The organism is Streptomyces sp. WAC 04229, from assembly GCF_003947455.1.
Classification (GTDB): domain Bacteria; phylum Actinomycetota; class Actinomycetes; order Streptomycetales; family Streptomycetaceae; genus Streptomyces.
The window spans coordinates 1-22827 of the sequence record NZ_QHJH01000106.1; the positions used below are offsets into that span (position 1 = coordinate 1).

Below are 22827 nucleotides of genomic sequence, written 5' to 3' on the forward strand. Positions count from 1 at the left end.
TCCCCCGACGCCTCCCCCGACAGGTCCGCCACGCCGGGGGACCGGAGCACCGGCACCCACTCCGCCGACGAACTCGCCGGAACCGGACCCGGCCGGGTCGAGACGGCCCTGGCGGTCACCCTCCTCTTCTTCGCCGCCGGCGGCACGGCCGTACTGCTGACCCGCGGACGCCGCCGCTGACGCCACGGCTCCCGCCGCGCCTGCGGCTCCCACCGGGCTCACCGCTCCGTCGGGCCCACCGCCCCCGCCCCCGTCTGCGACCATCCCTGCGTGGACTATCCGAACGACCAGGCCCCCGGCGCCCCCGTCCGCTCCGGGATCCCGGAGCACGGCCGCGTGCCGAAGTACTACGCCGTCAAGGCGCGGATCGACCGTCTGGTCGGCGAGCTGGCGGAGGGCAGCGCCATCCCCACCGAGCGGGACCTCTCCGAGCGGTACGAGGTCGCCCGCGAGACCGTGCGGCAGGCGCTGCGCGAGCTGGTCCTCGAGGGCAAGCTGCGCCGCCAGGGCCGCGGCACCGTGGTGGCCGGCCCCAAGCTGGCGCAGCCGCTCTCCCTGGCCAGCTACACCGAGGGCGTCCGCCGCCAGGGACGCACACCCGGCCGCGCGCTGGTCACCCTCGACCGCTTCCCCTGCCCCGACGCGCTCGCCGCCGAGACCGGCCTCACCCGCGGGGAGCCCGTCTGGCACCTGGAGCGGGTGCTGCTCGCCGACGACGAGCGGGTCGGCCTGGAGAGCACCTACCTCTCCGTGGCCCGGCTCCCCGACCTGGACAGCACCTTCGACCCGGACTCGTCCTTCTACGCCCACCTCGCCGGGCAGGGCATCGCCTTCGGCGACGCCGACGAACGCATCGAGACCGTGCTCGCCACCCCGCGCGAGGCGCTGCTCATCGGCACGCCGCCGGCTCTCCCGATGCTGCTCATCCACCGCGTCTCCCGGGACACGGAGGGGCGCCCGCTGGAGCGGGTCCGGACGCTCTACCGGGGCGACCGCTTCTCCTTCACGACCCACCTGCGCGGCTGAAAACCACCACTCGCACAGACCGCCGAATCATAACGAAAAGATAACGGGTCTAGCCCAAACGTGACGACGAGTTCACGCTCTCGTTGTCAGCCGGATTCCTCCGGTTCCCCCTTGGCAAGGAGCGTGGCCGTCGTGAGAGTGATAGTCGTCGGAGCCGGCGTGGTGGGCACCATGCACGCCTGGCACGCAGTGAACCGCGGCCACGAGGTCGTACAGATCGAGCGCGAGACGGAGGCCCGCGGCGCCTCGCTGCGCAATTTCGGCCAGATCTGGGTCAGCGGCCGCGCGGGCGGCGAGGAGCTGGAGACCGCGCTGCGGGCCCGGGAACTGTGGGAGGAGATCGGCGCCCGGCTCCCGGCGCTGGGCTTCCGCCCGAACGGCTCCCTCACCCCGGTCCGCGGCGACCTGGAACGGGCGGTCGCCGAGGCGGCCGTGGCCCGCCCGGACGCCGCCGCCCGGGGCCACAAGCTGCTCACCGCCGGTGAGGCGCGCGCGCTGAACCCCGCCCTGCGCGGCGACTTCGACGCCGCGCTGTACTGCGGGCGGGACGCCGCCGTCGAACCCCGCACCGCCCAGCTCGCCCTGCGCGCCGAACTCCGCCGGTCCCCGAGGTACACCTTCCTGCCCGGCCGCGAGGTCCGCGACGTCATCGGCGAGAACGCCGTCCGCGACGACCACGGCGACACGCACACCGGCGACGCCGTCGTCCTGTGCACCGGCGCCTGGCTCGGCGGCCTGGTCCGCGAGCTGGCCGGGCCCGGCCTGCCCGTGCGGCGGGTCCGCCTCCAGATGATGCAGACCGACCCCCTCGGCGAACCCCTCACCACCTCGGTCGCCGACGCCGACAGCTTCCGCTACTACCCCGCCTACGGCTCGCCCGCCCTGGACGAGCTGAACGCGCGGCAGCCGCAGCCGGCCACGGCCGCCGAGCACCGGATGCAGCTGCTGATGGTGCAGCGCGCCGACGGCGGACTGACCATCGGCGACACCCACGAGTACGAGCACCCCTTCGCCTTCGACACCGTCGAGGACCCCTACGAGCACCTCACCGGCGTCGTCGAGTCCCTCCTGGGCCGGCCGCTGCCCAAGGTCCGCCGCCGGTGGGCCGGGGTGTACGCGCAGTGCACCGACACGAGCCGCGTCGTGCACCGCCAGCGCGTGCGCGACGGGGTGTGGCTGGTCACCGGGCCCGGCGGGCGCGGCATGACCTGCTCACCCGCGATAGCCGAAACCACCGCGAACGAACTGGGTTGGTGACAGCACCCATGACCATGACCACCACAGACATCCGCCTCGTCGTCCTCGACATGGCCGGCACCACCGTCGCCGACGGCGGCCTCGTCGAGCGCGCCTTCGACGCCGCCGCCCGCGAACTGGGCGTCGAGCCCGGCACCCCGGACCACGCCGAGAAGCTCGACTACGTCCGCGCCACCATGGGCGAGTCCAAGATCTCCGTCTTCCGGCACCTGTTCGGCGACGAGGACCGCGCCCAGCACGCCAACACCACCTTCGAGAAGGCGTACGGCGAACTGGTCGACGGCGGCCTGATCGCCCCGGTCCCCGGCGCCCGCGAGGCCGTCGAGGAACTGACCGCCGACGGCCGTACCGTCGTCCTGACCACCGGCTTCGCCCGCGTCACCCAGGACGCCATCCTCGACGCGCTGGGCTGGCACGACCTGGTGCCGCTCACCCTGTGCCCCGCCGACGCGGGCGGACGCGGACGGCCGTACCCGGACATGGTGCTGGAGGCGTTCCTGCGCACGAAGGCCGCCGACGCCGTACGCCAGGTCGCCGTCGTCGGCGACACCTCGTACGACGTGCTCAGCGGTGTACGGGCCGGCGCGGGACTGGTCGCCGGGGTGCGCACCGGGGCCCACGGCGACGACGCCTTCCGCGAAGCGGGCGCCGGACACGTCATCGACTCGGTCACCGGCCTGCCCGCCCTCCTGCGGGGAGCCGACGGCTGATGAACGCCACCGGCAGCGGCATCCGCTTCGACTCGGTCACCGTCGCCTACGACGGCAACGTCGTCCTCGACGCCCTCGACCTCACCGTCGAACCCGGCGAGGTGATGGCGCTGCTCGGGCCGTCCGGATCCGGCAAGACCACCGCGCTGCGGGCGGTCGCCGGGTTCGTACGGCCCGCCTCGGGGCGGGTCTTCCTCGGCGACCGCGACGTCACCGGCCTGCCCCCGCACCGGCGCGGCATCGGCATGGTCGTCCAGCAGTACGCGCTCTTCCCGCACATGCGGGTGGAGGACAACGTCGCCTTCGGACTCCGCGCCCGCAAGGTCCCCCGGGCCGAGATCCGGGAACGGGTCGCCGAGGCGCTGGCCATGACCGGCATGGGCGCCTACGCCCGCCGCCACCCCCGCGAGCTGTCCGGCGGCCAGCAGCAGCGCGTCGCCATCGCCCGCGCGCTCGCCATCCGGCCCGGCGTCCTGCTCCTCGACGAACCCCTCTCCGCGCTCGACGCCCAGCTCCGCTCCGGCATGCTCGCCGAACTGGCCCGCCTGCACCGCGAGCTGCCCGACGTGTCGATCCTCTACGTCACCCACGACCAGGTGGAGGCCCTGACCCTCGCCGACCGGATCGCGGTCATGGACAGGGCGGGGCTGCGCGCGTGCGGGACGCCGAGGGAGCTGTACCGGGCGCCGGCCGACGAGTTCACGGCGTCCTTCGTGGGCGGCGCGAACCTGCTGCCGGTGACCGTCGGAACCGGGGGAGTGTCCTTCGCGGGCGCGGACATCAAGGTCGACACGGGGGGTGCCGCGCGGGGCGCGTCGGCCGTCCTGTGCGTGCGCCCGCATCTCGTCGGGCTCGGGGACGGTCCCAACCGGCTCACCGGGACGCTGGGAGAGATCCAGTGGCGGGGGGCGACGCACCGGCTCTTCGTCGACGTGGGTGGTCACCGGGTGATGGCTGACCTGCGTGAGCTGCGGGATCCGCCTGCTCACGGCGACGAGGTGACGTTGCATTTCGCGCCGGACGACGGAGTGCTGCTGCCTGCTGGGGTGGACCATGGCTGAGGTTGCCCGTGAGCCGCGGGCCGTGGGTGGCTGGTCGCGCCCCGGCGGCGGCAGCCGCAAATCGAGCACAGCCCCGCGCCCCTTCGGGGCGTTGGTGTGGGCCTTGCCTCCAGTGGTCCTGCTCGGGCTCTTCTTCCTTTACCCGCTCGCCCTCGTCGTCCAGCAGTCCTTCCAGCCCGACACCGGCGGCACCTCCCTCCAGCCGTACGCCGACGTGTTCGCCTCGTACGCGTTCCGGGAGGCGTTGTGGACCACCGTGTGGCTGGCGGTGGCCGCCACCGCCGGGTGCCTGGTGCTCGGGTTCGTGCTCGCGCTGGTCATCGCGTTCGTGCCGTTCCCCGGGGCGAAGGCGGTCGCCCGCTTCATCGACGTCTTCCTGTCCTTCCCGTCCTTCCTGATCACGCTGGCCCTGCTGTTCGTCTACGGCTCCGTCGGCATGGCCAACGGGCTGTGGACGGACACCACCGGGGCGTCCGAGGGACCGTTCCAGTTCCTCACCACGCCCTGGGGCGTGCTGCTCGCGGAGATCACGTACTTCACGCCGTTCGTGGTGCGCCCGCTGCTCGCCGCGTTCTCGCAGCTGGACACCGCCCAGCTGGAGGCGGCCAGTTCGCTCGGGGCCCGCGCACCGCGCATCATCCGCCACATCGTCCTGCCCGAGGCGCTGCCCGCGCTCGCGGCCGGCGGCAGCCTCGTCCTGGTGCTGTGCCTCAACGAGTTCGGCATCGTGCTCTTCACCGGCGCCAAGGGCGTCACCACCCTGCCGACGCTCGTGTACAGCAAGGCCATGCTGGAGTCCGACTACCCGGGCGCCTGCGTGGTCGCCGTCGTCAACGTCCTGATCTCCGTGGGCCTGTACGGCCTCTACCGGGTGGTGAGCCGCCGTGCTGGTGCATAGCCGCAAGGCGAGGTGGGCCCTGTGGGCGCTCTTCCTCGTCCTCTTCCTGCCCCTCTTCGCCCTCCCTCTGCTCGTCGTCCTGGGGGCGTCCTTCGCCACCCACTGGTCCAGCGTCCTGCCGTCCGGCCTCACGGCCGCCAACTACCAGGCGGCGACCCGCGGCGAGGCCCTCCAGGCCCTCACCACCAGCCTGGTCACCGCGCTCGTCGCGAGCCTGCTGGCACTGGCCGCCGGCACCTGGGCCGCGCTCGCCGCCGCCGCGTTGAAGAAGCGCCACCGCAAGGTCGTGGACGCCCTGTTCGTTCTGCCGGTGGCCGTGCCCTCCGTCGTGGTCGGCCTGGCGATCCTGGTCGCCTTCTCCCAGCCGCCCTTCCTCCTCAACGGCACCCGCTGGATCGTGATCGTCGCCCACACCGTGCTGGTCACCGCCTTCGCATACCAGTCGGTGTCCGCGGCGATCACCCGCCTCGACCCGGCGTACGAGCAGGCCGCCGCCTCCCTCGGCGCCTCCCCTGCGCGCGTCCTGCTGCGGGTGCGGCTGCCGCTGCTGCTGCCGTCCCTGACCGCCGCCGCCGGCCTCTGCTTCGCCCTGTCCATGGGTGAGCTGAGCGCCACGATGATGCTCTACCCACCGGACTGGACCCCGCTGCCGGTCCTCGTCTACGCGGCCACCGACCGCGGCGCCCTCTTCACCGGCTCCGCCGTCGCCGTGGTCCTGATGACGGCCACCCTGCTGGTGCTGCTCGCCGTCTCCCGCATCCGCACCAAGGCCGCCTACCGCTGACCGACCGCCGTTCGCCCGTCCCTCTTCTTCCGTCTCCCGTCTGCCTTCTCCCGCAAGGAGTTCACCTCGCCATGCCCGGAAAGCCCCTCCTGCCGCTCGCCGCCGTCTGCCTCCTCGCCCTCCCCCTGACCGCCTGCGGCGGCAACTCCGCTGCCTCCGACGAGAACGTCGTCACCGTCTACAGCGCCGACGGCCTCAAGGGCGAGAACGGCGACGGCTGGTACGACCAGGTCTTCGAGGACTTCGAGAACGAGACCGGCATCAAGGTCGAGTACGTGGAGGGCGGCTCGGGCGAGATGGTCCAGCGCGCCACCCGCGAGAAGCGCAACGCGCAGGCCGACGTGCTCGTCACCCTCCCGCCCTTCATCCAGCAGGCCGACGGCAAGGGCCTGCTTCAGAAGTACGCCCCCGAGGGCGCGGACCAGGTCAGCGGCGCCGACAAGGCGGCGAACGGCACCTGGACCGCCGTCGTCAACAACTACTTCGGGTTCATCCACAACACCAAGGAACTCAAGAAGGCCCCCGCCACCTGGGAGGACCTGCTCGACGGCAGGTACGAGAACAAGCTCCAGTACTCCACCCCGGGCGTCGCCGGCGACGGCACCGCCGTCCTCATCAAGGCCATGCACGACTTCGGCGGCGAGAAGCCGGCCATGGACTACCTCAGGAAGCTCCAGGCCAACAACGTCGGCCCGTCCGCCTCCACCGGCAAGCTCGCCCCGAAGGTCGACAAGGGCGAGCTGCTGGCCGCCAACGGCGACGTGCAGATGAACTTCGCCCAGTCCAAGTCCATGCCGAACCTCGGCATCTGGTTCCCCGCCCGCGAAGGCGGCAGGCCCACCACGTTCGCCCTGCCCTACGCGGCCGGCCTGGTCTCCGACGCCCCGCACGGCGAGAACGGCAGGAAGCTCCTCGACCACATGCTCGGCCAGAAGGCACAGCGGCAGGTCAGCGAGATCGGCGGCGGCTTCGCGGCCCGCCAGGACGTCAAGGCCACCGACGCCAACGCCATCGAACTGGCCAAGCTGATGGACGGCGTCGAGATCTTCGAACCCGACTGGAACGACATCGAGGAGAACCTCACCTCGTACGTCGACGCATGGAAGTCGGCCACCGGCAGCTGAGCCACCCCGCACCTGCCTGCACGGAGGTCCAGCACTGGTTCCGGGTGATCGACGGGGTCCCTCCGACCGGCTCCTGATTAGGCTGTGGGGCGTCGGTACGCCGTGGTTCCGGCGCCCCCGCCCATGCCCCACCGCACGCCAGGAGTTCGTCGCAATGGCAGACCGCAAGCCCATCGAGTCGTGGCTCACCGACATGGACGGGGTCCTCATCCACGAGGGCGTGCCGATTCCCGGGGCCGACGCCTTCATCAAGAGGCTCCGGGAGTCCGGCAAGCCCTTCCTGGTCCTCACCAACAACTCGATCTACACCCCGCGCGACCTGCACGCCCGGCTGCGGCGGATGGGCCTGGAGGTGCCGATCGAGTCGATCTGGACGTCGGCGCTGGCCACCGCCCAGTTCCTGGACGACCAGCGGCCCGGAGGGTCGGCGTACGTCATCGGCGAGGCCGGTCTGACCACGGCCCTGCACGACATCGGCTACATCCTCACCGACCACGACCCCGACTACGTGGTCCTCGGTGAGACCCGTACGTACTCCTTCGAGGCCATGACCAAGGCGGTCCGGCTGATCAACGCCGGCGCCCGGTTCATCTGCACCAACCCCGACGAGACCGGCCCCTCCACCGAGGGCCCGCTCCCGGCGACGGGCGCGGTCGCCGCGCTGATCACCAAGGCGACCGGCAAGCAGCCCTACTTCGCCGGCAAGCCCAACCCGCTGATGATGCGCACCGGGCTCAACGCGATCGGCGCCCACTCCGAGACCAGCGCGATGATCGGCGACCGCATGGACACCGACGTGCTGGCCGGCATGGAGGCGGGCATGCAGACCTTCCTGGTCCTGACCGGTCTGACCCGGCCCGAGCAGGTCGAGCACTTCCCGTACCGCCCCTCCAAGGTGGTCGACTCCATCGCGGACCTCGTCGAACGGGTCTGACACGGCCTTCGGTAAACCCGAGATCGCCCGGTGTAACCCGAACGGAGCAGCCCGACCCTCGCGCAGGATGCGGGGGCGGGTCCCGCGGGGGAGTCTCCAGACAACTGGAGGTACACGATGGGCTCACTGAAAGTCACTCTCTGTGCCGGGGCCGCTCTGGCGGCGGCGCTCGCACCGGTCGCGCCCGCCGCGTACGCGACCGACGGCGCGGGCGTCTCGGTGTCTCCGTCCTCGCCCGCGCCCGGCGGCGACGTCGAGCTGCGCGTGCCCGACTGCACCGAGAGGACGGCCGTCGCCGTGTCGGCGGCGTTCGTCTCCGAGGCACGGCTGACCGTGGCCGCGGAGGACGGCGTTCTCGTCGGCACCGGCACGGTCCGCTCCGGCATGGAGGCCGGCGTCTACGCCGTGCGGGTCACGTGCGGCGGCGACGCCCGCGAGGGCACCGTCAACGTCGAGCGCCGGCGCCCGGCCGCACCCGCCTCTCCCGTCGCCCCCGTCCACGCGGGCGGCGGCGGCAGCGCCCGGCTGGCCGCCGCCGACGGCGGTGACGAGGCCCGCCCCGAGCCCCCCGGCACCGCGCACACCGTGACCGGCCTGGTCCTCGCGGGCATCGCCGCCGTCGCCGTCGCGCTGCGCGGCGTCCGCAGCCGGAGCCGCGGGACGGACTGACCATGTCCGAACAGGACGCACGAGGCACCACCGTCCCCGGCGGCCGCCTGGTGACCGGCATCGCCTGGACCGTGCTGCTCCTCGGGCTGTGGCTGTGGGGCCGCGAGGCCACCGACGTGCGCGAGGGCATATCCCGGCCCGCCACCGGCGACATGGCGGCGGCAGGCCGGCCCCCCGACGTACCGCTGCCGCCCGCCCACGCACCCCTCGACGACGCCCGGCCGCAGCGGCTCGACGTCCCCGGCCTCGACGTCAGCGCCCCGGTCCTGCCCAGCGGACTCGACGCCCAGGGCGCCATCGAACCGCCGCCGTTCGACCGGGCCGGCTCCGTCGGCTGGTACGCGGCCGGCGTCACCCCGGGCGCGGCCGGGACGGCGCTGATGGTGGGCCACGTCGACACCGAGACCCGGCCCGCCGTCTTCTACGAGCTGAGCACCCTGGAGCCCGGCGAGACGGTCCGGGTGGCCCGCGACGACGGCGGGACCGCCGAGTTCACCGTCGACGACGTCCAGGTCCTCACCCGCACCGGCTTCGACGCCCAGCAGGCCTACGGCCCCCGCACCACCGGCCGCGCCGAACTCCGCCTGATCACCTGCGGCGGCACCTTCGACCGCACCACCGACAGCTACACGGCCAACGTCATCGTCTCCGCCTACCTCACCGGAACCGGCTCCTAGGGCCTGCCTAGCACAGGAACCGGCGCCCGGTCCCGGAACCGTTCGAGTGCCGGGGGCGTATGTCAGGATTGAGCCTCGCAACGCACCCAGGGGGGTTGGATGTACGGCAGCAGGGGGGCCGCGACGTTGTCCACGAGGCGGACGTCGGCGGCGGTGCTCGGCGCGGCACTGCTGCTCGCGGGCTGCTCCTCCTCCGGCGACGGAGAGGGCAAGGGCGGCAGCGCGGGCGCCGGGATCACGCAGCAGCCCAAGGAGGCCGACCCGTTCTGGGTCAACCCCGACGGCACCGCCGCGCAGCAGGTGGCGTCGCTGGCCGAGGCCGGCAAGAAGGACCAGTCCGAGCAGATCCGCAAGATCGCCCAGCAGCCGACCGGCGAGTGGCTCAGCCCGGAGAACCCCGAGGAACAGGCCCGTGGCTTCACCGAGGCCGCCGATGAGGCCGGGCGTACCGCACTGCTCGTCCTCTACAACATCCCGCACCGCGACTGCGGCCAGTACTCGGGCGGCGGCGCCGCCGACGGCAACGCCTACCGCGACTTCGTCGACGGCGTGGCCAAGGGCATCGGCGACCGCTCCGCCACGGTCGTCCTGGAACCGGACGCCGTGCTCCACCTGGTGGACGGCTGCACCCCGGACCAGTTCCACGAGGAGCGCTACGCCCTCCTCAACGACGCCATCGACAAGCTCGCCGCCCTGAAGAACACCAGGGTGTACCTGGACGCGGGCAACGCCGGCTGGGGCCACCCCGACCAGATCTTCGGCCCGCTGAAGCGGGCCGGCATCGACAAGGCCGACGGCTTCTCGGTCAACGTGTCGAACTTCTACACCACCGAGGACTCCATCGCCTACGGCAAGCAGCTCTCCGCCAAGGTCGGCGGCAAGCCCTTCGTCATCGACACCAGCCGCAACGGCAACGGCCCCTACACCGGCGGCAACCCGGACGAACGCTGGTGCAACCCCCCGGGCCGCGCCCTCGGCGAAACCCCCACGACGAAGACGTCCGACCCCCTGGTCGACGCCTACGTCTGGGTCAAGCGCCCCGGAGAGTCGGACGGCGAATGCAAGGGCGGCCCGAAGGCGGGCGAGTGGTACCCCGACTACGCCTTGAAACTGGCACAGGGATAGCGCCCCTCAGGGGCGCGGGGCTGTGACATTTGCGGCTCCGCCGCGGGAGCGCGACCAGCCACAGCGCTCCCGCACCCAGAGTCACAACCTGCGGGAGCGCTACGGCACTCTGACCCACTCCGCCTTCGAAGGCGTCCCCTCCCCATCGGTCACGAACATCATGTACCACCCCGACTGAACAAGGTTCTTGTTCTCCGGCACGGTCACGGTCAACTTGTCCCCGTCCGCCGTGAAGTCCAACGCGATGGACCGCTGATCCACGTCAGTGACGTGCGTTGAGGCGCTGGGCCGGATCAACCGCACCTTCTTCACCGTCGACGCCGCCCGCGAGGTGAACGTCCCCGAGTCGCCCCGCGCGATGGTCTTCGGCCCGCCGGACAGATCCGGCCGCGAGTCCCGGTAGAGATACGGCGGCGTGTAGATCTCGATCCGCTGCTCGAACTTGCCCGGCTTGGTGTTGGCCTTGTCCGCGTAGAGCGAGTCCGACCCGAAGAACATCAGGCGCCCGTCGGGCAGCAGGATCGAACCGGAGTGGTAGTTCCGGCCCACCAGCGGATCGGCCACCCGCTCGAAGTCGTTCGTGTCCGGGTGGTACATCCGGGCCTGGAGGACGTTGGAGTCGCCGCGGCCCCGGTAGTCCTCCGAGCCGCCGGAGACCAGCACGCTGTCGTCCGGCAGGACTGATGCCTGCGGGTAGCGGGTGCCCTTGTCCATGGCCGGTCCGTCCACGAACCGCGGGTCGTCCGCCTTCAGGTCGATGATCCGGGTCTTCTCGCTGGACAGCTTGGACTCGCCGACCCCGCCACCGCCGATCACCATGTACTTCTCGTCCTGCGCCGGCGGCAGCAGCACCGTGTTCGCGGTCTCCAGCATGTCGGCGTCGCTGAGACCGGGCACCTTGGTGAACTTGTTGGTCTCCACGTCCCAGATGCCCGGGTCGCGGCCCACGTCGTCGGGGCCGTAGCCGGCGTTCGCGCCCGAGTAGAAGATCTTGCCGTTCTGCATGAGGAACAGCGCCGGGTACGTCGGGAACTGGCGGACCTTGTCGGTGTAGGTCCATCCCTTGGTCTCCGGGTCGTAGATCTCGTTCTTGCCCGGGACCAGCTGGCCGATGTCGTCGAGGCCGGAGACGCTGAGGATCTTGCCGTCGCCCAGGGTGGTGAGCGTCGGGTACCAGCGGGCCTCGTGCATCGGGTCGACCTTGATGTACTTCTCGGCGACCGGGTCGAACTCGAAGGCGTCCCGGATCCCCTGGAAGTCCTTCTTGTCGAGGGCGAGCTTCTGCGCGATGCCGTAGGTGTTGCGCGCGTCCGTGCCCGACAGGCCCTGGACGCGGTAGTTGTCCTGCGTACCGGTCTCGTACTTGGCGCCGCTGCGCTGCGCCTCGACGTAGATCCGGCCGAGGCCCGGGTCGTTGCGCACGAACGCGCCGGTCTCCGGGTCGAAGACCTTCTTGGCGCGGGGCACCAGGACCGGGTCCTTGGAGACGAAGGTCTTGCCGTTCTCCTTGCCGGTGAACTTGGTGCCCGCGGGCAGGGTGATCGGCTGGTCCGGGTTCTCGTTGTGGACGATCATCAGGCCGCCGGCCTTGGTGACGTCGCCCTTGAGCTTCTCGTACCGCTTGGTGCCGCCCGCGATCAGCAGGTTGCCGTTGGCGAGCTGGGTGTGGCCGGTGCAGAACAGGTCGGCGGGCGTCGGCACCTTCTTGATGGTGCCCTTGACGGGGTCCCAGATCCGGGTGTCGAACTTCTTGTCGTCGAAGTTGTCCTGGTTGTTGCCCGACCCGGCGACGAGCAGCACCTTGCCGGTGCGCAGCAGCGCCGCGTGGATGGTGTTCTGCCGGTACTCCTCGGGAAACTCGACGATCTCCCACTTGCCGTTGGCGGCCTTGTACTCCGGCTGATTGATCTTGTACTGGTGGTATTTCTCGGTTCCGAAGCGGTAGAGCCACGGTCCGTTCATTCCGGCCAGCGCGACTACCACCGCCGTACCTATCGCGAAGCGACGGGCGCGGCGGCGGCCGGCACGGTCTTTCATTCCTTACGTCCCCCAAGTCCACCAAGGGCGATCTGCATGGTCTGGTCGTCGCCCCCGTCGGCGGGGGCTGCCCAGCTGGGCTTCTGCTGCGGCGCGTGCGGTGCGTACGGCGTGTACGCCTGCTCGGGCGCCCTGTGCTGCGCCGGGACCCCCGGCGACGGCTCGGCGGCGGCGGCCGTCGGCCGCTTCTTCGCCTTCCGCAGTTCGTGGCGCCAGGCGAACATCGGCGACGCGGTGATCAGCAGCGCGAACGTCGCCCAGATGATCATGGCGGGGTGGGAGTGCCCGAGGGTGAAGCCCGCGGTGATCGAGCCGGCGAAGATCACGATGAAGTACCAGTGGTACCGGAAGGTCCCGAACAGGGTGTCCGGGCTGGCCGAGTCGCCCTTCGGGGTCACCACGAACTTGCTCTTGCGGCGCAGCACGGAGTCGATGAGCGCCTTGGCGTACAGCGGCGCCGACAGGGCGGACATGATCATGCCGGCCACACCCCCGGAGCCCTCCGGCTCGTGCGGCGAGACGTTGTGGCGGCGGTTCCAGACGTAGAGGCCGATCTGGAGCGCGGAGGCGTTGCCGTAGAGCATCAGCCAGACCGCGGGGTCGATGTTGACGCCCGAGGCGCCCAGGCCCAGGAACAGGCAGCAGCTCAGCGCCGCCAGGATCCAGTTCAGGGCCGACATCGGGTAGAAGATGATCATCATCGTGTAGTTGAAGAGCTTGCTCGGCGGCAGCGAGTACCAGCCCTTCCAGTACTGCTTGAGGATCGTCTCGTACGTCCCCCGCGACCAGCGCATCTGCTGGGTGAAGAAGTCCGTCCAGGCGTTCGGGCCCTCGCCCACCGCGAGCACGTCCGGGGTGTAGACCGAGCGCCACTTGCGGCCCGTGGCCGGGTTCTTGTGGCGGTGGATCTCGAAGCCGGTCGCCATGTCCTCGGTGATCGAGTCGTACAGCCCGCCGATCTGCTTGAGCGCGCTGATGCGCACCGCGTTCGAGGTGCCCACGAACATGGGGGAGCCGTACCGGTTGCCCGCGCGCTGGATCAGCGCGTGGAAGAGGAACTGCTGCGACTCGGCGGCCTTGGTGATCGGGTTGTCGTAGTTGCCGTAGACCTGCGGGCCGATGACGAAGCCGACGTCCGGGTCGCGGAAGAAGCCGAGCATCCGCTCCAGGTAGTTGGGCAGCGGCACGTGGTCGGTGTCGACCGAGGCGAAGAAGTCGTAGTCGTTGCCGTGCGCGTCCAGCCAGGCGTTGTAGTTGCCGTGCTTGGTCTTGGCGCGGTGCGGGCCCTTCTTCCGGTTCCACTTGGAGACGCCCTTGCGGGAGAAGTGATGTACTCCCAGGCGCGCGCAGACTTCCTTCACCTCGGGGTCGTCGCCCTCGTCGAGGAGCCAGACGTGCATCAGACCGCGGTGGCGGATCCGCACGGCCGCCTCCAGGGTCTTCGTCACCATCTCCAGCGGCTCCTTGCCGGGCACGAAGGAGGTGAGGAAGGCGACCCGGGTGCCGGTCTCGGGCACCACCGGGACCGGGTCGCGGGCGACCAGGGTGGCGTGCGCGTTCGACAGGACGTTCAGGCAGCGGAAGAGCTCGATCAGGCCGATCGCCACGAGCATCACGATGTCGAGCGTGGGCAGCCAGTCGAAGGCGGGGTAGTCGCGCTCGGTCCAGTGCGTGGGCTGGAGCAGCCAGACCAGCAGCACCACCGACAGCAGCGGGGCGGCGGCCAGCATGAGCGCGACCCGGACGCGGTGCGGCTCCTGGGATATCAGCGAGCGGTACTGGACCTTGTACGGCTGGTGCGGGTCGGGCTGGGTGAGGGGGCCCGCGAGCCGGCTGTAGTGCTCGTAGTCGTACTTCGGCAGGGTCTTGCGTATCCGGCGGAATGAACCGGTGTTCCAGGTCCGATGCCCGCCCACCCTGAGCTGGGTGGTCTGTGACGGGTCGTGGTCCTGCCCGTCGCCCGTCGGCGTCGACGTCATGTGTTGTCCCCCCACACGCGGGTCATGCGTGTTTCGTTGGTCCTTGCCTGCAACGGCCCCCCTCGGCCGACACACACCTTATATAGACATGGAACGAGAGCCCCCGGTTGCATGACGCCCCTCGGCGTCCGGCCCCCCGAACCGGACCAGGCTTCTACGGTGATCGTCATGATCGCAAGGCGTTCGGGACCCGGATACGCCGAAGGCCCCCCGTGTGATACGAGGGGCCTTCGGCCGTCTGTGCGCCGCCAGGGACTCGAACCCCGGACCCGCTGATTAAGAGTCAGCTGCTCTAACCAACTGAGCTAGCGGCGCCTGCTGACCTGCACGACTCTACCCGATGCCGGACGGTGCTCCCGACCACCGGGGAGGTCGTCCCGAGGGGCCGGTTACATCATTCGGACCGTCAACATGCGAATAAGGAGACCAGTTGAGAAACTGACGGACATGTACCGAAGTGCACCGCCGCGGACATTTCGATCGGGAGTGTGAGGGGAATCGCATGGAGACTCCCGTATTCGAGGAATTCGATGCCGCGAGCGACTGCGACTGCCCCGGTTGCCGTCACCGGACGAGCGTTCCACCGCATTCCCCGACGGGCCGGCGCACGGTGATCGTGGCCACCGCCACGGCCGCCGCACTGGGGGCGAGCGGTGCCGCCGCGCTCCCGGCCGCCGCCCACGCACCCCTGCGACCGGGCGACCCCGCAGGTGACGAGCCGGACACCCCGCAGGGTGCCAGGGCCCCGCTGCACGGTCCGGCGGGCCGGCCGGCGCCCGCGCCCGGCACCGAGCTGGCCACCATCAGCCGTACGGAGATCATCAACCGGGCCAAGACCTGGGTCACCGCGAAGGTGCCGTACAGCATGACCGCCTACTGGTCCGACGGATACCGGCAGGACTGCTCGGGCTATGTGTCGATGGCCTGGAAACTGCCGACGAACGAATGGACCGGAAGCCTCGGCACGGTCGCCGACCGGATCACCAAGAGCGAACTCCAGCCCGGCGACATTCTGCTCTTCCACAACACGTCCGACCCCCAGAAAGGCTCCCATGTGGTGATCTTCGGCGGCTGGACGGACGGCACGCGCACCGCCTACACGGCCTACGAGCAGACCCCGCCCAACGCCCGGAAGCTCGCGACGCCCTACGCCTACTGGAGCAATTCCGCGAAGTACCTGCCCTACCGCTACAAGGGCGTCGCGGCGAGCCCGGTGAGCACGGCGGGCGGGGCGCCGGCCGCGGCCTCCGGCTACCCGGGGGCGTCGTCCTTCGGGCCCGGCGCCGACAACCGGCACGTCACCGAGCTGGGCCGGATGCTCGCCGCGCGCGGCGCCGGACGCTTCTACTCCTCCGGGCCCGGTCCCCGCTGGTCGGAGGCGGACCGCAGGGCGACCGAGGCGTTCCAGCTGGCCCAGGGCTGGCGGGGCCGGGAGGCCGACGGGCTGCCGGGTCCGGGTACCTGGCGGCTGCTGACCGAGGGCCGCGGCAAGGACGTCCCGGCCGCGGCCACGGGCTCCGCCTCGCACGGGGTGGCCGGCTATCCGGGCCGGGCGCTGTTCCGGCCGGGTGCGGAGAACCCGTACGTCACCCGGCTCGGCGAGCGGCTCGTGCGGAAGGGGTTCGGCAGGTACTACACGACCGGACCGGGTCCGCGCTGGGGTGAGGCGGACCGGCGGGCCGTCCAGGCCTTCCAGCGCACCCAGGGCTGGCGCGGTGGCGCGGCGGACGGCTACCCGGGCCCCGAGACCTGGCGGCGGCTCTTCTCGTGACCGCCCGCCCCGAGGTGATCACCCGTTCATGAGGCGTCTGGCGCGGAGGCTGGAGCACGCATGAGTACGACATCGTCAACGAACCCGCAGGGCACGGCCCCGGCCGCCACCGGTCCCTCGCCGGCCGCGGAGACCGGCCACCGGCCCGCCCGGCTGATCCGGAACGAGGCCACCACCGAGATCCCCGTCCACCTGCTGTTCCGCGACGACCCCGATCCGGCGCCGGTGCCGTTGCGGCCCGCGGTCGTCGGCCGCCGGCAGGGCACCGGCGAGCAGCCCCGGACGCGGCGGCCCGAGGCGGCGCGCCCGCGTCCGGTACCGCAGGTCGACCCGGAGCTGACGGAGCGTCCGGCCCGGGTGCTGCCGGGCGCCGCGGGGGTGGCCGCCGGGTTCTGCGGAGCGGCCGGGTGCGCGGTCACCTCCTGGTGGGCCGGGGTCGTACCGCCGCTCGCGGCCCAGGCGCTGGGGCTGCCGGCGTACTCCGGTGCCGGGCTCGGGCCCGCGCAGTGGGCGGCGTACGCGGCCGCCGGGGCGCTCGGGATGTTCGGGTTCGGCGGGCTGGCCCGGGGCCGGACCGGACGGGCCTGGGTGCTGGGGCTGTTCGGCCGCTACCGGGGGACCGTCCGGCGCACCGGCCTGATGTGGGTGAACCCGCTGCTGCTGCGCCGTCGGGTCGACGTGCGGCTGCGGCACTGGCGCAGCGAGCCGATGCCCGCGGCCGACGGCAACGGGGTCGCGCTGAGGGCGGTGACGCTGGTGGTGTGGCGGGTGCGGGACACCGCGAAGGCCACGCTGGGCGTCGAGGACCACGAGACCTATCTGCGCGAGTGCGTCGAGGCCGCGCTGGCCCGGGTCCCGGTGGAGCCGCTGGGCACGGTCCGCAGCTCCGCCGACGTGGCCGGCGACACGCTGACCCGGCTGGTCGCGGCGGACGCGGCGCCGATCGGTCTGGAGGTGTTCTCGGTGCGGCCGGTCCGGGTGGAGTACGCCCCGGAGGTCGCCGCCGCGATGCACCGGCGCAGGATCGCCGCGCTGGACGCGGCGCAGCGGGCCAGCGTGCTGACCTCGGTCGTGGACTCGGTGGAGGACACGGTGACCCGGCTGACCGTGCGGGGGCTGGTCGAGCTGGACGACTACGAGCGCAAGATGCTGGTCAAGGACCTGACGGTGGCGTTCTGCGCGGGGCGTGGGGACGCCGGGCACTGAGGGGCGAGCGGGTTCCGCTATTGGTATGGACATGTTCAACTAACGGCAATAATCTGAGACTTGGTCTAGACCTGCACGGCTCGCTGAACTTCCCCACACGTCACAGGAGCAGCAGTATGCGCACAAGGACCAAGATCTACGCCGCCGCGGTGGGTATGGCGACCACCGGAGCCCTCGTCCTCTCGTCCGGCGGCGCCACCGGTCACGGCTACACCGACCTGCCCGTCAGCCGGCAGAAGGTGTGCCAGAACGGCACCGTCACCGGGTGCGGCTCCATCCAGTGGGAGCCGCAGAGCGTCGAGGGCCCCAAGGGCTTCCCGGCGGCCGGTCCGGCCGACGGGAAGATCTGTTCCGCGGGGGTCGGCTCGTTCGCCCCGCTGGACAGTCCCAAGCAGCCCAACGGCCAGGCCTGGCCCGCCACGAAGGTGAACGGCGGGCAGAGCTACACCTTCCGCTGGCAGTTCACCGCCCGGCACGCCACGACCGACTTCAAGTACTACGTCACCAAGCCGGGCTGGAACCAGAACCACAACCTGGCCCGGTCCGACCTCAACCTGACACCGTTCTTCACGGTGCCCTACAACAACCAGCAGCCCCCGGCCACGCTCTCCCACACCGGCACCGTGCCGTCCGGGCTGAGCGGACGCCACGTGATCGTCGCGGTCTGGACGATCGCCGACACGGGCAACGCGTTCTACGCGTGCTCGGACGTCACCTTCTGAACCGTCCGGCCGGACGGAAACGAGCAAGGCCCCCCTCGCCGGAGCGAGGGGGACCTTGTGCTGTGCGCCGCCAGGGACTCGAACCCCGGACCCGCTGATTAAGAGTCAGCTGCTCTAACCAACTGAGCTAGCGGCGCATGACTCCCGCCGTCCGCTTCCCGCGGTCGGCGACGACGAAAATACTACCCGGTCCCCGGGGGTGCTCCCGACCACCCCCGGCTGCCGGGGCCGCGCTAGATCGTCAGCGACAGCAGCACCGGTGCCGCGTTCCGGTTCAGCTCGTCCGCCGCCTCGCGCAGCCGGTGCGCCTGCTCCACCGGGAGCGACAGGGCCAGACAGCCCACGGAGGAGCCGGCCGTGATCGGGACGGCCGCGCAGACCGTCCCCACCGCGTACTCCTGGAGGTCGAGGACCGGCACGGTGGGCGGCTGGGACTCCAGCCGGGACATCAGGAGCGCGTCGCTGGTGATGGTGCGCGAGGTCAGCCGGGCCATCCGGTGCCGGGCCAGGTGGTCGCGGCGGCCCGCGTGGTCCAGCTGGGTCAGCAGGCTCTTGCCGACCGCGGTGGCGTGCGCCGAGACCTTGAAGTCCACCCACTCGTTGACCTTCGGCGTGGCCGGGCTGTCGGCGTACTGGGTGACGCTCACCTCGCCGTCGACGTACCGGCTGATGTAGACGGCGGCGCCCACCGAGTCGCGCAGCCGGTCCAGGGTGCGCTGGAGCTTGTCCCGCACCGCCTGCTCGCGTCCGTCGGCCGAGCCCAGGCGGGCCAGGGCCTCGCCGGTGACGTACGCGCCGTCGGCGGTCTGCTCGACGTAGCCCTCGCGGCGCAGCATGCGCAGGAGCGCGGTCAGCCGCTCCTGGTCGAGACCGGAGCCGCGGCCCAGCTCGGCGGCGGTGACTCCGGAGGTGTGCCGCGTCACCGTCTCCAGGACACGCAGGGCGTCCTGGGCCGAGTGGTGCGGCGCGGTCGGCCTGTGCTGCAGCGCCACGGTGGTCTCCCCCTGCGCTCGCTGGTGCATCCCGGCCTTCACGATAGCCGCCAAGACGCCTCTCGTGAGGGCGTGTTGACCGGATTTCGGGGCCCTCATCTGCGGCGCAGACCCTCTGGCACATGCCAGTGGCCTGCCCCAGCGTCCCGACCTCGGACGTTGGGGCAGGCGCACCGTGCAATTACAGGACCGCGCTGAGAAACTCCCGCGTCCGGTCGTGCTCCGGCTCGCTGAAGATCTTCTCGGGCGGCCCGGCCTCGATGACCCGGCCCGAGTCGAACATCAGCACCTGGTCCGAGATGTCCCGGGCGAAGTTCATCTCGTGGGTCACGCACAGCATGGTGATGTCCGTGGTGCGGGCGATGTCCCGGAGCAGGTCGAGGACGCCCGCGACCAGCTCGGGGTCGAGCGCCGAGGTCACCTCGTCGAGGAGCAGCACCTTCGGCCGCATCGCCAGCGCCCGGGCGATCGCCACCCGCTGCTGCTGACCGCCGGAGAGCTGGGCCGGGTGGGCGTCGCACTTGTCGCCGAGGCCCACCATGTCGAGCAGCTCCTTGGCCCGCTCCACCGCCTCGTCCTTGGACAGGCCGAGCACGGTGACCGGCGCCTCGGTGATGTTGCGCAGCACGGTCATGTTCGGGAACAGGTTGAACTGCTGGAACACCATCCCGATCTGCTTGCGCACCTCCCGGCGCTCCTTCTCGGTCGCCGGGAACAGCTTCTGCCCGTCCACGGTGATCGTGCCCTCGTCGGGCTTGAGCAGCGTCATCAGCAGCCGCAGGATCGTCGTCTTGCCCGAGCCGGACGGCCCGATCAGGGTGACGTGCTTGCCCGCGTCCACGGCGAAGTCGAGGTTGTCGAGGACGGTGTTGTCCCCGAACCGCTTGGTGACCCCCTCCAGACGGATCAGCTCGGAGCCGCCTCGCTCGGGGCTTTTCTCGGGGTTGGGAAGAGTGTCAGTGGACAAGGCGTCGCTCCAGGGCTCGCAGGGCAAGGGAGGCCAGGTAGGAGATGATGATGAAGGCCACACCGATCACCGTGAGGGGCTCGGTGAACTGGAAGTTCTGCTGCGAGAACAGCCGGGCCTCGCCGAGCATCTCCAGCACCGTGATCGCCATCAGCAGCGGCGTGTCCTTGAGCATGGAGATCACGTAGTTGCCGAGGGCGGGCACCACACGGCGGATGGCCTGCGGCAGGATGACCGCCGTCCACGTCCGCCGCAGCGGCAGGTTGAGCGCCGTCGCGGCCTCCCACTGGCCGACCGGCACCGCCTCGATACCGGCCCGGTAGACCTGCATCGTGTACGTCGAGTAGTGCAGGCCGATGGCGACCACACCGGTGGTGAGCGCCGAGAAGGTGATGTTCCACTCGGGCAGCACGTAGAAGAGGAAGAAGAGCTGCACCAGCAGCGGGGTGTTCCGGACGAACTCGGTGACGATGCCGATCGGCCAGGTCACCCAGCGGCTCGGCACCCGCATCAGCAGCGCCCACACCAGGCCCAGGCCGAACGAGACCAGCGAGCCGAGGACCAGGATCTGCAGGGTGACCAGCAGACCGTCCCAGAAGTGCGGCATGAAGTCGGAGACCGCGCTCCAGTCCCAGTTCACGACACACCACTTCCCTCAGGCACGCGCACGGCGGCCGCCGTCTTCTTCGGCGCCTTCCCGACGCCCGCCTTCAGCTTCTTCTCCAGGCCGCGCATCACCCGCGTGAGCAGGAACGCGATCACGAAGTAGATCAGCAGGATGTACGTGTAGATCTCCGCGCTCTCCTGGAGCGCCAGCCGCACCAGGTTGCCGCTGAACGCCAGGTCGCCCATGCCCATGATCGAGACCAGGGCGGTGCCCTTGAGCAGCTCGATCAGCAGGTTGGAGAACGGCGGGATCATCTCCGGCACGGCCTGCGGCAGCATGATCAGCTTCATCCGCTGCCAGGGAGTGAAGCTCAGCGCGATGCCGCCCTCCCGCTGCGCCGGGTCGACCGCGGCGAGCGAGCCGCGCACGATCTCGGAGCCGTACGCCCCGTAGGTCAGGCCCAGCGCCAGCGTGCCCGCCCACATCGGCACCAGCTGCCAGCCGAAGGCCGGGGGCAGCACGAAGAACACCCAGAAGATCATCACCAGCGCCGAGGTGCCGCGGAACACCTCGGTGTAGAAGCCCGCGAGGAAGCGGACGATCCACAGCCGGTGGGTGCGCGCGATGCCGACCACGAAGGAGACGGCCGTCGCCAGCAGGGTGCTGAAGAAGAGCAGCTGGATGGTGACCCAGACGCCCTGGAGTACGAGTTCCCACAGTCCCGAGGTCATCCGCCGCACAGCTCCTTCGCGGTCAGATCGGTCATCTCGTTCTCGGTGAAACCGAAGGGCTTGAGGATGCGCAGCAGTTCGCCGCTCTTCTTGAGCTTCTGCAGCTCGACGTTGAAGGCGTCCCGCAGGTTGGTCTCGTCCGGGCGGAACGCGAAACCGCCGCCGTCGACGTGCGGCTTGCCGTCGACGAGCGGCGCGAAGGCCTCGGTCGCCTCCGCCTTGCGGGACTTCTTGACCACCTCGCGGACGGTCAGCGCCGTTCCCGCGAAGACGTCCACGCGCCCGGACTCGACGGCGTTGAGGCCGGCCACCTGGTCGGGGACGATCAGGATGTCGTCCTCCTTGTACCCGTGCTCCACCGCGTAGGCGATCTCGGCGTAGCCGGTGCCGGTCGCGAACTTGGCCTTCTTCTCGACGACGTCCTTGTAGTCGCGCAGCCCGAGCGGGTTGCCCTTGCGCACGATGTACGCGTCGAGCATCTGGTAGTCGGGGTCGGAGAAGATGACCTGCTGGCAGCGGTCGGGGTTGATGTACATGCCGGCCGCCACGACGTCGAACTGCTGCGACGCCAGCCCCGGGATGAGTGAGCCGAACTCCGTCGGCACCGGCTGCACCCGGTCCACTCCGAGGCGCTTGAAGATGACCTTGGCCAGCTCCGGTGCCTCGCCGGTCAGCTCACCGTTCTTGTCGATGTAGCCGAAGGGGATCTCGCCCGCGATGCCGAGCCGGGCGACGCCCTGTGCCCTGAGCCGGTCGAGGAGGTCACCGCCCTCCACGTCGGACGCGGTGGCCACCCGCGAGCAGCCGGCCGCCCCGAGTGCGCCGAGCGCCGCGACCCCCGCGAGCAGCGACCGGCGTGTGGGCCCGGCTGTCCTGGACCTTTGGTCGGATATACCCCATGGCGGGGTTCTGTGTGGTGGAGCCATGGGCGCGCAGCTACCCGATGGGGGAAGGGTTATGCCGACTGTTTTCAGTCCGATACCTCGGCCCGGCGCCCTTGACCGCGGGGCCGCGGGGCACTGCCATGGAGGCATGGCTGATCGCTACATCGAAGTCTCGCTGGTCAAGCGCGGAATCACCTGCACGGCCCAACTGCTCGACGACCGGGCCCCGATCACCTGCAAGGCCGTCTGGGACGCCCTCCCTCTCGGCAGCGACGTGTATCACGCCAAATACGCGCGCAACGAGATCTACGCCCTCTTCCCGCCCTTCGCGACATCCGAACCACCACTGGAGAATCCGACGGTAACGCCCATCCCGGGCGACCTGTGCTACTTCGCCTTCGCCGGCGCCGAATTGGGCACCAAGGCGTACGGCTACGACCGGGAGGTCCGCGCGGGCACCACCCTCGTCGACCTCGCCCTCTTCTATGAGCGCAACAACCTGCTGCTCAACGCCGACGTCGGCTGGGTCCCCGGCACCGTCTGGGGCCAGATCGTCGAGGGCCTGCCCGCGATGGCCGAGGCCTGCAACGACCTGTGGCGCACGGGGGCGGCGGGGGAGACCCTCAGCTTCCGCCGCGCGTAGGCCTCCGGCGGTGGGGCGGGGCG

At 70.9% G+C, this 22827-nt stretch carries 22 protein-coding genes, 2 tRNA genes and 1 pseudogene; 16 read left to right on the forward strand and 9 right to left on the reverse strand.

Annotation, left to right across the window (positions count from 1 at the left end; genetic code table 11):
* The 12 genes and pseudogenes from DMH12_RS24540 to DMH12_RS24595 form a co-directional block, all read left to right on the forward strand.
* Positions 1-180: pseudogene (locus DMH12_RS24540) on the forward strand (hypothetical protein); the annotation flags it as partial.
* A gap of 90 nt (positions 181-270) precedes the next feature.
* On the forward strand, positions 271-1026 hold the full coding sequence (locus DMH12_RS24545; RefSeq protein WP_125493636.1) for a GntR family transcriptional regulator: 756 nt from the start codon (positions 271-273) through the stop codon (positions 1024-1026).
* Positions 1027-1158: 132 nt separating this feature from the next.
* Positions 1159-2283, forward strand: coding sequence for a TIGR03364 family FAD-dependent oxidoreductase (locus tag DMH12_RS24550; protein ID WP_125493637.1), 1125 nt, complete (start codon positions 1159-1161; stop codon positions 2281-2283).
* An 8-nt stretch (positions 2284-2291) separates the two neighbouring features.
* Positions 2292-2993 (forward strand): HAD family hydrolase, encoded by a 702-nt coding sequence (locus DMH12_RS24555; RefSeq protein WP_125493638.1) that lies wholly within the window; start codon positions 2292-2294, stop codon positions 2991-2993.
* Positions 2993-4054, forward strand: coding sequence for an ABC transporter ATP-binding protein (locus tag DMH12_RS24560; RefSeq protein ID WP_125493639.1), 1062 nt, complete (start codon positions 2993-2995; stop codon positions 4052-4054). Before DMH12_RS24555 ends, DMH12_RS24560 begins: the two co-directional genes overlap by 1 nt.
* Positions 4047-4952 (forward strand): 2-aminoethylphosphonate ABC transporter permease subunit, encoded by a 906-nt coding sequence (locus tag DMH12_RS24565; RefSeq protein WP_125493640.1) that lies wholly within the window; start codon positions 4047-4049, stop codon positions 4950-4952. Before DMH12_RS24560 ends, DMH12_RS24565 begins: the two co-directional genes overlap by 8 nt.
* Positions 4939-5736, forward strand: a complete 798-nt coding sequence (locus DMH12_RS24570; RefSeq protein ID WP_185832503.1) for an ABC transporter permease — start codon at positions 4939-4941, stop codon at positions 5734-5736. Before DMH12_RS24565 ends, DMH12_RS24570 begins: the two co-directional genes overlap by 14 nt.
* Positions 5737-5807: 71 nt before the next feature.
* Positions 5808-6860, forward strand: a complete 1053-nt coding sequence (locus DMH12_RS24575) for a 2-aminoethylphosphonate ABC transporter substrate-binding protein (RefSeq protein ID WP_125493641.1) — start codon at positions 5808-5810, stop codon at positions 6858-6860.
* Between the two features lie 154 nt (positions 6861-7014).
* The gene (locus DMH12_RS24580; RefSeq protein WP_125493642.1) at positions 7015-7794 is read left to right on the forward strand and encodes an HAD-IIA family hydrolase; all 780 of its coding nucleotides are present in this window, start codon (positions 7015-7017) and stop codon (positions 7792-7794) included.
* A gap of 117 nt (positions 7795-7911) precedes the next feature.
* Complete coding sequence (locus DMH12_RS24585) at positions 7912-8463, forward strand: hypothetical protein (RefSeq protein WP_125493643.1); 552 nt, start codon at positions 7912-7914, stop codon at positions 8461-8463.
* 2 nt (positions 8464-8465) lie between these two features.
* Entirely contained in the window at positions 8466-9140 is a 675-nt protein-coding gene (locus tag DMH12_RS24590) for a class F sortase (RefSeq protein WP_125493644.1), read from the forward strand.
* Between the two features lie 99 nt (positions 9141-9239).
* Positions 9240-10265 (forward strand): glycoside hydrolase family 6 protein, encoded by a 1026-nt coding sequence (locus DMH12_RS24595; protein ID WP_185832504.1) that lies wholly within the window; start codon positions 9240-9242, stop codon positions 10263-10265.
* Between the two features lie 99 nt (positions 10266-10364).
* On the opposite strand, the gene DMH12_RS24600 is transcribed toward DMH12_RS24595, so the two are convergent.
* The 3 genes from DMH12_RS24600 to DMH12_RS24610 form a co-directional block, all read right to left on the reverse strand.
* On the reverse strand, positions 10365-12302 hold the full coding sequence (locus DMH12_RS24600; protein ID WP_125493645.1) for a kelch motif-containing protein: 1938 nt from the start codon (positions 12300-12302) through the stop codon (positions 10365-10367).
* A complete protein-coding gene (locus tag DMH12_RS24605; protein WP_125493646.1) occupies positions 12299-14281 on the reverse strand; it encodes a glycosyltransferase family 2 protein in 1983 nt (660 codons plus the stop codon). Before DMH12_RS24605 ends, DMH12_RS24600 begins: the two co-directional genes overlap by 4 nt.
* Positions 14282-14522: 241 nt before the next feature.
* A tRNA-Lys gene (locus tag DMH12_RS24610) sits at positions 14523-14596 on the reverse strand.
* Between the two features lie 187 nt (positions 14597-14783).
* Here DMH12_RS24610 and DMH12_RS24615 point away from each other — a divergent pair.
* The 3 genes from DMH12_RS24615 to DMH12_RS24625 all read left to right on the forward strand — a co-directional run bounded on the left by DMH12_RS24615 (position 14784) and on the right by DMH12_RS24625 (position 17980).
* Positions 14784-16052, forward strand: a complete 1269-nt coding sequence (locus DMH12_RS24615) for a peptidoglycan-binding protein (RefSeq protein ID WP_125493647.1) — start codon at positions 14784-14786, stop codon at positions 16050-16052.
* A gap of 60 nt (positions 16053-16112) precedes the next feature.
* Positions 16113-17258, forward strand: coding sequence for an SPFH domain-containing protein (locus tag DMH12_RS24620; protein ID WP_125493648.1), 1146 nt, complete (start codon positions 16113-16115; stop codon positions 17256-17258).
* A gap of 116 nt (positions 17259-17374) precedes the next feature.
* Entirely contained in the window at positions 17375-17980 is a 606-nt protein-coding gene (locus DMH12_RS24625; RefSeq protein WP_122619912.1) for a lytic polysaccharide monooxygenase, read from the forward strand.
* A gap of 63 nt (positions 17981-18043) precedes the next feature.
* On the opposite strand, the gene DMH12_RS24630 is transcribed toward DMH12_RS24625, so the two are convergent.
* The 6 genes from DMH12_RS24630 to ehuB form a co-directional block, all read right to left on the reverse strand.
* Positions 18044-18117: transfer RNA gene (locus DMH12_RS24630), tRNA-Lys, on the reverse strand.
* Positions 18118-18213: 96 nt separating this feature from the next.
* A complete protein-coding gene (locus DMH12_RS24635; protein WP_122620534.1) occupies positions 18214-18972 on the reverse strand; it encodes an IclR family transcriptional regulator in 759 nt (252 codons plus the stop codon).
* Between the two features lie 181 nt (positions 18973-19153).
* Complete coding sequence (gene ehuA, locus DMH12_RS24640; RefSeq protein ID WP_125493650.1) at positions 19154-19939, reverse strand: ectoine/hydroxyectoine ABC transporter ATP-binding protein EhuA; 786 nt, start codon at positions 19937-19939, stop codon at positions 19154-19156.
* Positions 19929-20579 carry an ectoine/hydroxyectoine ABC transporter permease subunit EhuD gene (ehuD, locus tag DMH12_RS24645; protein ID WP_125493651.1) on the reverse strand — a complete coding sequence of 217 codons (651 nt, stop codon included), beginning with the start codon at positions 20577-20579 and terminating at the stop codon, positions 19929-19931. The genes ehuA and ehuD overlap by 11 nt, the downstream gene beginning before the upstream one ends.
* Entirely contained in the window at positions 20576-21277 is a 702-nt protein-coding gene (gene ehuC, locus DMH12_RS24650) for an ectoine/hydroxyectoine ABC transporter permease subunit EhuC (RefSeq protein ID WP_125493652.1), read from the reverse strand. Before ehuC ends, ehuD begins: the two co-directional genes overlap by 4 nt.
* Positions 21274-22203 carry an ectoine/hydroxyectoine ABC transporter substrate-binding protein EhuB gene (gene ehuB / locus DMH12_RS24655; RefSeq protein ID WP_125493653.1) on the reverse strand — a complete coding sequence of 310 codons (930 nt, stop codon included), beginning with the start codon at positions 22201-22203 and terminating at the stop codon, positions 21274-21276. Before ehuB ends, ehuC begins: the two co-directional genes overlap by 4 nt.
* A 106-nt stretch (positions 22204-22309) precedes the next feature.
* On the opposite strand from ehuB, the gene DMH12_RS24660 reads away from it, so the two are divergent.
* Positions 22310-22804: a DUF3830 family protein gene (locus DMH12_RS24660; RefSeq protein ID WP_122619917.1), complete on the forward strand. Its 495-nt coding sequence runs from the start codon at positions 22310-22312 to the stop codon at positions 22802-22804.
* Positions 22805-22827: the final 23 nt, after the last annotated feature.